Raw genomic sequence first — 11,393 nt, forward strand, 5'->3', positions numbered from 1 at the left:
AAAAAAAGCCCACGCATAGCGCTGGCTTTATGTTTTATACAGAAATGTAATAACATTATGTAGGTCTTATCTTTTGAATAGAGAGAAAATTATACGATCAGTTTCTTGTTTCAACTCTCATTATCACTATGTATTGCTTTATTGTACTGATTGATTAATTCATCCAACCTCATCGACTGTCTGATCACATTTGGATGTAACAATCCACCGTATTCCCTTTCCATTAAATAAAGTTTGGCTCTAGCACCCTCTATTCTCTTTTGGATAATTTCTGGATTATTCATTACACTACCTCCTCAAATTAATATACTAGAGGTATATGTCAAATTCTATAATTTACAAATAAGTGCAGTACTATAAAGAAATGATTCTAATAAATACTAGAATGAAGGTAATAATTACGTTACTATGCACTGCTAACAACAAAGCCATTTTTCTTTTCGTTGATTCGCTGCACCTTACTAATTAGGTTTCTGTATTCTTTTTGCGTTTCTAAAGATAGCGTATGACGAAGCTCTTCGAACATTCCAACACATTTTATAATACATGATTCACTATTGATTTTTACTGAATATTCTAAACTTTCCATTATATACTTTATACTAATCTCATATTTATTTCTTCTTATATAATAAAACGCTATCTCAGCCATCAAGTTGGTATATCTATCTTCGAAGATTTGTTGATTATAGGATCTAATCTCTAGCTGATGATGATCTCTACAATCTGATATTTTTCCCTCAAACTGCAGAAGAATATCATCCACATTAAATTGGTAATAATTAGCTGCTTGAAGGATTTTGAACAGACCTGAGAGGATCTCTTCCTCCCTTTGTTCAAGATATGCTACATATTCCGGCAGCACCGTTATATCCCCTTTTAAAATTCGCAGCAAGTTAATATTAGCCCGTGCCCACTCCATACATTGATTCATAAGCTGCAAAGCTTCTTCGGTGTCTTCCCGAATCCAGTTCATATCCATATACATGTTAACATAATGTAAAGCCCTATCATAATCTCCTAGCTCTCTATAAACTACAGAACGTAACATGTAAGAGTATTGAATATATGAGAATAATGGTATTTCAGGTTCCTTTTGAAGCCTGCTTTTTCTGGCACGGTCGTATTTAGCATGATATTGAATTGTTGCTTTATTCCCCATTTCCTTAGCCATTGCCATTACCTTGTCCCAATGTCGTAAAGCACTATATGTATTCGCCAAATCTTTCAGCGCATCAAGCTGGTCCACCTCATCAAGCCGGTTAACAAATCCTTCAAATTGCACAGCTGCTCGCAAATTAGCATCCCGATCTTCACCCAAAGCGATCGTGAATAGCCTGTATTGGCAAAGGGCCAGCCGCTCTGAATGTTGATACTTCTCACTCTCAGCCACACTCTCATATAACATCGCTGCTGCTTTGTGCTTCCCTAACGTAAAAAAATCTTCTGCAGTATCAAATAACGAAGGCGTATAAGATAAGCTATCCATCATGATCCCAACTACCCGTGCAATACATTCCAGCTTATCCAGCTCTGCACAGCGATATAGAAATGGCCGAAGACGTCTCCAATTCGGATTGGAGTGAACAAAACACTCATCCACATACAAATCATAGTAGCAGCCTTCTTCTAATCCCATACCTTCTGTAATCCGGTCTAATTGTTGCATGGCTATTGGGCGATTCCCATTGATGATATTACTGATCGTGCCTGAATTCACCTTAGACACCTCTGCGAACTGATTGATCGTTATCCCCTGCTTCTTGAGATAGTCTGCCAGTTCTGCACGAATGGTCATCTGCTTCATGATCAAAGCCACCTTCCGCCAACATAATTCATAGATAAGCAAATAGCATTTTAATAAATATATGTCTAATTATTCCAGTGGTCAAATACTTTTTTTCTATTCCTTTTCATTATGCAATTATTCGGTGATCAATGTATAGACTTTAAATTAGTAAAAGATAAAAACCACCAGAATACAAGGTGTAATAGACCTTTTCTGATGGTTTTTCTTATGATATTGCTATCAATAGTTATTCAATACATGTATTTAAATTCAACTAAGAGCTAGGTTTAATTATCATATCCAGCTTTTTAATATAAGGGTCTATCGTTTCAATTAACTTCTCTTGGTTTTGTATCTCTTCTTTCGAAAGCCGATCCATATGAACACTGCCATCTGCATCAAATACCTTAGCATCATAGCTTTGTAAGTCTATGATTAATCGTTCGATCTCCTCAAACTCTTTTTTAGTAAGCCTTTGTTCAGCTTTTTCAAGCAATCCATTCCAGAAAGCATCACGATCTACGGATTGCACTGATTTCTTTGATGTTTTCGCTTCATTTATTTGTTTGAAATATGGTTCAAGCTTAGCCTGTAACTCTTTATATGCCTTCTGGTCCTTCGCACCTAACTGTTCTAGGTGAAAGACGCCTTCAGCATCGGCCATTTGCAGATTATAAGCTCCCAAATCCTCTAGTAAGGACATCAGCTTTGTGAATTCCTCTTCGTCAAAGCTTTGCTTCGCGTTTTGCAGTTTGGCCTCAAGCCTGTCATATTGTTGCTGGGTTACTCCTATCGTAGCAGCAGTTGCTGGGGATCCATACATATTGTCTGCCAAATAATGATATCCGGCATAAGCTCCAGTAGGAATTAATAGTGCAGCCGCCATAATACTTGCCACGAGCCATTTCTTCATACGTCTTCCCCCTTGTTTGGCTACGGCCCTATTTAATATTTGCTCCTTCAGTTCCGGTGGGGCACTTATATTTCTCGCCTCTTCCTGCAGAACTGTCCGTAACTCTTCATTGAAATTCATGCAGGTCCTCCACCTTTCCCTTAAAAAGAGTATGATTGTCTGGCTTCTGACGAAGCTTCTGCAGTGCAGCGTGAATACGGGATTTCACGGTTCCGAGCGGAATACCCAGTATCGCAGCACTTTCTTCCTGTGAATATTCGTTTAAATAATGCAGAATAATCACCTGCTTCAGCTTAAATGGAAGACGATCTACACTTGCTAGCAGGCGGCGGTTAGATAACCTGTCCACAACATCACTCGTGAAATCATGCTCCAGCATTAGATCTGTTTGTTCTACTTTTTTTACCATTCGGAGATGCGTCCATCTCTTTCTTCGATAGGCATGAATTTGCCGCATGACCACTCCCATCAGCCAAGGCTTAAAGGGGCGGTTTACGTCAAATTGTTCAAGAGAACGGTGCACCTGAATGTAAATCTCCTGAACGATATCATCCACATCGGAGGTTTCGCGAACGAGGAAATGAACGGTCTGATACACATCCCGGATCGTTGCTTCATATAGCTCACCATACGCTTCACGACTGCCGGCTAGCGTAAGCGCAATAAGCTGAGAATATTCATTTGGATGTTTCATCCCTCTCAATCCCTCCTTCGGTCTTACACTATATATTGGTAAATCAAAGAGATATCGTTCGATTTATTTTAACGAATTTAACCCAGCCTTTTGAGCTGCATCAGGTTCAAGTGGTTTGACCGCCGTTATGGACCAAGCACCACGCGCTCTGGCATCACTCAAACTCTCCTTTCCCGCAAAATTTACTTAGCTAAATAAATTCGCCTGTAAGAAAGAGAGAACCCCTTAACTTGACAAGCTTATTATAGCTTCTATATATTTTAGGAACTAAAGTAAATTGGAGCGTGGCTATGAGCACAGAGCAAGATAAACAATATGCTATCCATAAGGTTATGGAATCAATGGCAAATGTGCAGCAGAAATCCCAGTTCTTCATTGATATGATCACCAAGCAGGAGACCCTGACTCACAATCAGATCCTACTGCTGTTCCAGCTCAGACTGATAGGTAGCTTGAACATTACTGACATCTCCGAACGATTCATTATTACACCAGGAGCCGCTTCCTCGATGTGCGATAAGTTGGAAGATGCCGGTCTTATCGAACGTGTGCGGACGAAGGAGGATCGCAGAGTCGTCAACATTGTCCTTACAGAACAAGGGCATCAGCGGATTCTCCATATCTTTGAAGCCTTTCCTACCTCGGATTTGGATAAAATTTCAGGAACTTTAGAACAAATAAATGTGCTAATGGATAAAATGATGAACTAAAAGCTTTTGGGTTAAATATGCTGCCTGTCAGGAAACTGACGGCAGTTTTTTTATGCCCAAAATACTATATTGACTATATATTATAATAATTATATATTTTAATCATTAAAATATATTTTGAAAGGCGGCCCCTGTAAATGTCCAATGCTAATGATCTTTTTGAACGCCAGGAAATGATCGGTCCACCGCTGAAAGTAAGAGGTTCACTGACCCTCAAAGAAGATGTTCGTGCGGATACCATCGATGTTGTCGGCCATTTAAGTGCACAGAAGAATGTTACTACCGCTAAGTTAAAAGTATCTGGCGATTGTTCGATTGGAGGTCATTGTAGAGCCAAACAGGTTATCAATCTGGGAGGTCTCCGTGTTCAACACATCCAGGCAGACAGACTGCAATCGTCTGGATACTTTTCTGCAGCACAAGATGCTGCACTCGAAACCTTCTATGCCGAAGGTGCTGTGAAGATCCATAGGTTAACTGCTGAATCATCCATTGAGCTACGTTTAGGAAACAGAAGCACAATCGATGTCATAAAATCTAGCGGTACCATTACTGTTAAGCCATCTTTGAAGCTAATGAATGCGCTAATCCCCTACTTCCGGAAGCTCACCTGCAAAACGATTGAAGGGACTAGCATCATGTTATATCGAACGACAGCAGATCTCGTCTGCGGTGAAGATATTGTCATCGGACCGGGTTGTTCTATTGGGGAGATCCGCTATAGCAAAAGTCTAACGGTAGACCCTAAATCACAAGTTACTCGGACCGTATTTTTAAATAAATAGCAAACGTAACAACCTTGTCTCTGCTTTGTTTACAGAAAGTGACCTACTACGCGCTGATTTAATCTATACTTAAGAGGATTGGACTTAATCCTCGGAGGTAATTATGAATAAAATCATCGTAATCGGAGCTATCACGCTCTTTTTAGCCGGATGCGGAGCATCGGCATCTATAGATATGGATACAACAATGGCAATTAACCAAACACAAACTACTGAAGCACCACTGAAGCTAATCGTTGATGGAGAAACCGTTCTTCCTTCTCTCCCACCTTTTTTCTCAGGTGATAAGGTCTATGTACCTGCAAAAGTACTCATGGAGTACTACTCATCTGAACAACAATGGGATAATGCTACGAAAACCTTAACCATCTCTGATGGAAGCAGTAAATATGTTTTGAAGCCAGGTAATGAGTATATGCAAGGTGACGGTTATCAAAATGAGCTGGGGGGACCTGCAATTCTACGAAATGGTATTATATATATTCCGGCAGACTCTCTAAACTCTCTCTCTGGTGCCACTGCGCAGCTGAATGCCTCGCAAAATGAAGTTTCCATTACATCAGGGGATGTTAGTACTACCGTAAGAACACCCAGCGAACCTCTCGCGATTGCTACAGAAAATGACCAAGTTAAGCTGTATACTGCCCTCAAAAATGGCGGTACCTACGAAGGATTTGTTGTAGAGGTGAACGGTAACCAGCATACGTTTAATTGGGAAGCACCAAGATTGTTAGGTTACACTCCTGAGATTCATTATGCCGACATAGATCAGGATGGGCAGGAAGAAGTTGTTGTCATACTGTGGCTAGGAACAGGTACGGGCATGTCTATGCAGGAGCTTCACGTCATTAAGCCTGACCAGTGGAAAGAAATGAATGTACCTTCCGCAGATAAAGCTGTCTCAGCATTTGTTACCTCAAAAATCTCCAATGAAAAAGGCGATGCCTTAATTCAAATTCAGGTAAAAGGTTCAACTCCATCTATGGTTACTATGCGATATCCGGATCGTGGCGGGGATGGCAATCTTGGCGAAAAAGCCGGGATTGGTGCTGTGACTTACTACATGGTAGAAGAAGGCAAGCTGAAAGCTGAAACCAATGTTTATATTGGATTTTTAGAGAGTATTGGCACATTAACCTTTTCCTACAAATCAGGGAATGATGGAATGGAACCTGAATCCATTCGTTTTGAGCCGCATGAGGAGTATGCCTCTTATGTGGTGGGTAAGCAGCTATGATTGATGCCCATGTACATTTAGAGCAATATGAGCCTGAGGTTTCAGAACAAATGTTGAGTGAGATTCCTAACTTGGGGATCGAAGCCCTGATTGCTGTCTCCATGAATTTAGACTCTTGCGTTCGCACTCAAAAGCTTGCCGCTACCTATCCCGGAGTGGTACGTCCAGCTTATGGTTTTCATCCAGAGCAACCCATACCGCAGAAAGCTGAGTTATCCTCTTTGCTGGAATGGATTGAGCGTCAAGCCCGGGAGGATTTCATCGCTGTAGGTGAAATTGGACTGCCTTATTATTCGCGTGCTGAAGCGCTGGAGCGCGGCGAAGCTTTTGATATGGAGCCTTACATTCAGCTTCTTGATCAGTTGCTTGAGCTTGCCGCCCGTATAGATAAACCAGTGGTCCTGCACGCTGTCTATGAGGATTCGCTGATTGCCTGTGATCTACTAGAAAAGCATGATATAAAGCATGCCCACTTCCACTGGTTCAAGGGACCCGATGAAGCCATTGCCCGTATGATTAAGAATGGATACTATATCTCTTTCACCCCTGACATCCTTTATGAGACGGAGATCCAAGAGCTTGCCCGCCGCTATCCCCCAGAGCTTGTCATGGCGGAGACCGATGGTCCTTGGCCATTTGAAGGACCTTTTGCGGGTAGAGTCACGCATCCATCTATGATTCGAGATGTTGCTGCCGCTTGGGGAGCGCTACAAGGCTACACTTCCAGCCAAGCAGAAGAGATACTAACTGCGAATACTAAGCGATTTTATAGCTTGTAAATAAACAAAAGGATGGTTCCTAGCGAACATTATCTAAGCTAGGCCATCCTTATGAATAATCACAGCTTTATCCCAATTTGGGAGTTCACAACCTCTCCACACCCATTAACGTTCCTCCTGCAAACTCCATTTTATAAATATCCGGCTTTGTGGTTTGTAGTAGAAAATCCAGATCATATTTAGCGTCAAAATAATTCATCATAAGCGTCATGACTGCACCGTGAGTGCCAATCGCAATCTTTTGCCCACTGTGTTGTTTCAGTATATCTTGCAGTACGCTAACTGATCGCTTCTGACACGCATAAATGGACTCTCCACCAACCGGAACAAAATTTGGATCAGCAAACATTGTTTCCAGTAATGGATATAGCTCCTGGTCAGGCATGATCATATTTCCATCCGAAAAATGGATTTCCCGAAGATCTTCAACACTTTGAATCTCTGCCCCTAACTCCTGCGCCAAGCCAGAAACCGTATGTATAGCCCGAAGATATGGACTTGAATAAAAGACTTGAATTCCTTCGAGACGTAATTTTTCCGTTAACTTACGGGCATCCGCCTCCCCCTTCGCTGTTAATCCACGTGTTCTCTCAGTTCCTCCGGGCAGCTTGGGTGACTCACCATGCCTTACCATATAAATAAAAGTTGCCATTCTTCCCCCTCCTCTACCTTTACATTTCTCGTGTTCTATCCAAACTCCTTCATAAAAAAAGCCCTTACGGGCAAGAATCGATCCTAGCGAGCTAGGAAATCTCTTAATTGCACTCTATACAACTATTAAGCGTAAAAAGAGGTCTGCTGAGCAAATAAGTGTAGTTTCTGCAACTAAAAACCATCAATTCTACCCCAAAAGAGAAAAAATCAATTTATAGCTGCACTAAATACAACTAAAGTTCGGCTTGAACGATGGAACAGCATTTAATTGCAGATTCTGCAACTAAATGCTAGGTAAGCCTGCTAGGTAGTCTATGCTACTCAAGCCTTCTAGTCTGGCAAGTTTGCCTGACCTTCACTCCAACCTTCGCAAGCTTATTTCTGAATAAATCTGCAGCCTCAAGTTTCCACCACTTTAACCTTACCCGGTTGCTCCGTTGAGCTATCACTTTTCTCTTTCTGAACAGGCCACAGCACGCGGCCAAATACTATCCCCAGCACACCTATCAAAGCGATTACGATACCAAAGTTTAAAAAGATTCGACTAGGCCCAGCAGCCTGAACCAGCATTCCACCGAGGAGTGGAGCGCCAATCATAACTCCGCTAAGAATGGTACTTTGAATACCGAACACACGCCCTGTCATGTGCGGAGGAGTTTCTTTTTGTAAACAATAATTGAAGGTAATCATAAACATTCCGTTTCCGAGACCCAGTACGAATCCTAGCAGCAGTACAGGAAGGCTAGTAACACCTGGCTGAAGCAGGCCTAGCCCTCCGACCGATACACCAATAAGTGCATAACCCGTACCTAGCTTCCAGCCGTAGCCTGTTCCCCGGTTCATTTTGTTCATGACCATGATCATCAATATTGCACCCACGCCAGTTGCCGCGACAAGCCAGCCCAGCATAGATTCCTCAGCAGGTGCGATAATTCTGAATAGACTTGTAAACTGAAAATCGATCATCTGAATAGCTAACGCACCAACTAAACCAAACAGCATGCTGTTTAGCAGCAGTCTGCTGCGCAGCATAAAGCTCCAGCCTTCCTTCCACATCGTGCGGAGAGAAACATGCTCCTCTGGATCCCCCTTGCTCTCTGAGCTGACTTGTCCTGCTTCACTATTTTTAACAGTAAGTAGGAGCAAGTAAGAACAGCCTCTTAGACAAGCATTGATCAAAATACACCACTGCGGCGTCAGCACAGACAATGCAAAACCACCCAGCAATGGCCCAGCGATTTTGGAACCCTGATTTACGATTCCATTAAGTGAAGTGGCTTGAAGCAGTTGATCCTCTCTAACCATACTGCGGGTCATCGACTGCTGGGCAGGCACATTTAACGTCGAGATAGCAGCACGCAACATCAGTAACGGAAGTAGCCACACCATACTGGGAGCGAAAAGAACTAGTACTGTTAACAATGCCGTTAGTAGATCACACATCCGCATTAGCTTTAGCTTATTTAGTCGGTCAGCCGCTACCCCCGCCACGGAGCCGAGCAGAATCCCAGGTAAAGCGATGGAGACTGGAATCAAAGCCAGCATTAACGGACTAGCCTGCCAGCGGTACCCTACGAGTACCTGAATCGCCAGTGCATCGAACCAATCCCCAAAAGTGGCTGTCGCATATGCGCTGTACACACGCATATACACTTTGTTTTTTAGCAGACTCGTTCCTGCTTGTGATGAAGCATTCATCGGACATTCCTCCAAGATACGATTAAGAACAAGAACATATGAAGCATGATCTTAATGTAACGGAGAATTGTCAGAGAATTATCAGAGAGCTGTCACGATATTCATAAGCACGTTTTCCAAGGATTGCTCCAAACGATGGAATCCCCGCTCTTCCTTCTCTCGTTCAAATAAATCTGCATATTTCTGATGCAAAGCTGACTGGGGAGAAAACTCGTTACAATAGTGAACAATTCGGTATAACGCATATATCCGCATCGGCACGAATCCTGACATCTCTAGCACCTGAAGCGCCTCATCCAATAACTGCTCTGCTTCACGCCAAGACTTGCGCCGTAGACACCACAAGCCTCTTGCAACTTTATAACTGCCGATCTCACGCAAAAAAGGTTTCTCCTGCAAAAGCACTTCAATGTCTTTTGCCATCCGCTCCAATTCCTGATCTTTTGTCCCCATCCACAAGTGTACGAGCATTTCGGAAATGGCCGTTACAGGAATGAAGTTCTCATACCCAGGCTCTTTAATCACCTCATGCGTTAGCTTTAATCGTTCTATTGCTTTTTCCGGTTGCCCGGCAAATGTGTACAAATCCAGAATATTAAGGATCTCCATTTCACGATGCTGGGGCGGCAAAAGAATCTTTTTCTCAAGGACTAGCTCACAGAACTCTAATTTCTTCTTCGGATCACCCAAAAATATATAACAGATCATCAAAGAATAGAAACGCTCTTCTATCTCAACTTCCTCTGTGTTCAGAAGCCATTCCAAATCTCCCTGCACAAAATGAATATAGATCGAATAGAACGGATCCATTTCATAACCCAAAACATCCTGTTGTCGCGCTAAAGTTAACATGGATCGTCCTTGGCCGTATTGATGATATTTTACGAATACCTCCCGCATCGTCTCTTGCATCTTTGCGTCATATGTAGTCGGATTGGTCATAGTTACTGAGGGTTCCCGCATCGTCAGACTATAGCCAAATCCACGAACAGTCTTAATATCCAAGCCTTGTAGCTTGTTAAGCTTTTTACGAAGGCGATAAATATGATCATCTACCGTTCGCTCTACTGGGTATTCTAGGGGCCATACCTTATCCAGCAGTTGTTCTCGACTAAACGTACGCCCTCTATTTTTGTACAAGAACTGAAAAAGCGTAAACTCTTTTGGGAATAATTCGATCGTTATCCCATCTCCGGTCACTTTATATTCACTTTCGATTAATTCCAGCTGCATGATAGAACCTCTCTTTCCCCCGAATCCGCTCATTGGTTACATTATATCAGCCCATCCAAGGCGTACTCCAGATTAAAAATAAACATACAAAAAGAGCAACCCGCAGATTTCTCTGCATGATTGCTCCTTGCACCCATTGCTGGTCTTATCCAGCCATATTATTAATGGAATCCTGTTCACTAAAAACAGAGATGTGACCTACCTTACCCGTCGAGTTTGGAATAATGAATTTCAACTGGAATTGATCATTAGCTTGATAAGTGTAGATCTTATCCTCGCCATTTACTTTGGTATCATCCGGCTTGCCCAGTGTGGACTCGATCTGTTTCAGTGTTAGCTCTTGCAGCGCAGCATCACTGGAACGAACATCGAAGATTAGGCTCCCTTTATTGAATCCGAATACGACATGTTCATCAGTATAGGTAGCATAAATACCTTTTCCCGCTGACTCTTGTTGATCAGGTTTACCCCAATCGGCTTCTACCTCATCAATTAGACCGGTATGAGCAGCATATTCAACACCGGGCACCTTCCCCTTTTTAGCAAGCTCAAGTAATTCTTGAAGTTGTTTGTCGCTATTCTGCGGATTCGCATTGGCTGTATCTTTATTAGTCTCCATAGAGGAAGCGGTCGCTGCTGGTGCGGTTTCCGAAGGAGTGGTTGATGGGCTAACATCTGGTTCTGCGGTTGCTGTTACCGTTTCAGTTGGCGCCGTAGTTGGGGAAGCAGAATTAGCTTGCTCATTGTTCGAGCTGCATCCAGCTAATCCAATCATTCCTGTGAGCAAAATAGAAGCTGCTAAAAATTTAATCTGTACCGACATGATGTCATCTCCTTAGTAGGTTAGCTCAAAACCAGCTTGCAAAAAAATGGAACTGAAAATATAGACGATACTGAAATG

General features: G+C 42.5%; 12 protein-coding genes. 4 read left to right on the forward strand and 8 right to left on the reverse strand.

Annotation, left to right across the window (positions count from 1 at the left end; genetic code table 11):
• Nucleotides 1-110: 110 nt before the first annotated feature.
• From ACFWMP_RS09030 to ACFWMP_RS09045, 4 genes are all read right to left on the reverse strand, one after another.
• Nucleotides 111-284 carry an aspartyl-phosphate phosphatase Spo0E family protein gene (locus ACFWMP_RS09030; RefSeq protein ID WP_076284026.1) on the reverse strand — a complete coding sequence of 58 codons (174 nt, stop codon included), beginning with the start codon at nt 282-284 and terminating at the stop codon, nt 111-113.
• A 122-nt stretch (nt 285-406) separates the two neighbouring features.
• Complete coding sequence (locus ACFWMP_RS09035) at nt 407-1,807, reverse strand: helix-turn-helix domain-containing protein (RefSeq protein WP_379423158.1); 1,401 nt, start codon at nt 1,805-1,807, stop codon at nt 407-409.
• 256 nt (nt 1,808-2,063) lie between these two features.
• A complete protein-coding gene (locus tag ACFWMP_RS09040) occupies nt 2,064-2,822 on the reverse strand; it encodes a DUF3600 domain-containing protein (RefSeq protein WP_339245543.1) in 759 nt (252 codons plus the stop codon).
• Nucleotides 2,809-3,396 (reverse strand): sigma-70 family RNA polymerase sigma factor, encoded by a 588-nt coding sequence (locus ACFWMP_RS09045; RefSeq protein WP_076284023.1) that lies wholly within the window; start codon nt 3,394-3,396, stop codon nt 2,809-2,811. Before ACFWMP_RS09045 ends, ACFWMP_RS09040 begins: the two co-directional genes overlap by 14 nt.
• 290 nt (nt 3,397-3,686) lie before the next feature.
• Between ACFWMP_RS09045 and ACFWMP_RS09050 the strand changes: the two genes are divergently transcribed.
• The 4 genes from ACFWMP_RS09050 to ACFWMP_RS09065 all read left to right on the forward strand — a co-directional run bounded on the left by ACFWMP_RS09050 (nt 3,687) and on the right by ACFWMP_RS09065 (nt 6,907).
• Nucleotides 3,687-4,106 carry a MarR family winged helix-turn-helix transcriptional regulator gene (locus ACFWMP_RS09050; RefSeq protein WP_076284020.1) on the forward strand — a complete coding sequence of 140 codons (420 nt, stop codon included), beginning with the start codon at nt 3,687-3,689 and terminating at the stop codon, nt 4,104-4,106.
• Between the two features lie 137 nt (nt 4,107-4,243).
• A complete protein-coding gene (locus ACFWMP_RS09055) occupies nt 4,244-4,891 on the forward strand; it encodes a hypothetical protein (protein ID WP_042185468.1) in 648 nt (215 codons plus the stop codon).
• 103 nt (nt 4,892-4,994) lie between these two features.
• Nucleotides 4,995-6,128, forward strand: a complete 1,134-nt coding sequence (locus tag ACFWMP_RS09060) for a copper amine oxidase N-terminal domain-containing protein (protein WP_379423162.1) — start codon at nt 4,995-4,997, stop codon at nt 6,126-6,128.
• Entirely contained in the window at nt 6,125-6,907 is a 783-nt protein-coding gene (locus ACFWMP_RS09065) for a TatD family hydrolase (protein ID WP_379423164.1), read from the forward strand. The genes ACFWMP_RS09060 and ACFWMP_RS09065 overlap by 4 nt, the downstream gene beginning before the upstream one ends.
• A gap of 85 nt (nt 6,908-6,992) precedes the next feature.
• Here ACFWMP_RS09065 and ACFWMP_RS09070 read toward each other — a convergent pair whose 3' ends face one another.
• The 4 genes from ACFWMP_RS09070 to ACFWMP_RS09085 form a co-directional block, all read right to left on the reverse strand.
• Nucleotides 6,993-7,559, reverse strand: coding sequence for a histidine phosphatase family protein (locus tag ACFWMP_RS09070; RefSeq protein WP_042185462.1), 567 nt, complete (start codon nt 7,557-7,559; stop codon nt 6,993-6,995).
• Between the two features lie 401 nt (nt 7,560-7,960).
• Nucleotides 7,961-9,259 (reverse strand): MFS transporter, encoded by a 1,299-nt coding sequence (locus ACFWMP_RS09075; RefSeq protein ID WP_379423167.1) that lies wholly within the window; start codon nt 9,257-9,259, stop codon nt 7,961-7,963.
• An 81-nt stretch (nt 9,260-9,340) separates the two neighbouring features.
• Nucleotides 9,341-10,492: a winged helix-turn-helix domain-containing protein gene (locus ACFWMP_RS09080; RefSeq protein ID WP_379423169.1), complete on the reverse strand. Its 1,152-nt coding sequence runs from the start codon at nt 10,490-10,492 to the stop codon at nt 9,341-9,343.
• A gap of 145 nt (nt 10,493-10,637) precedes the next feature.
• Nucleotides 10,638-11,315 (reverse strand): YjgB family protein, encoded by a 678-nt coding sequence (locus ACFWMP_RS09085; RefSeq protein ID WP_379423171.1) that lies wholly within the window; start codon nt 11,313-11,315, stop codon nt 10,638-10,640.
• Nucleotides 11,316-11,393: the final 78 nt, after the last annotated feature.

The sequence above is a fragment of the Paenibacillus sp. NPDC058367 genome (assembly GCF_042723305.1).
Classification (GTDB): Bacteria; Bacillota; Bacilli; order Paenibacillales; family Paenibacillaceae; genus Paenibacillus_AQ.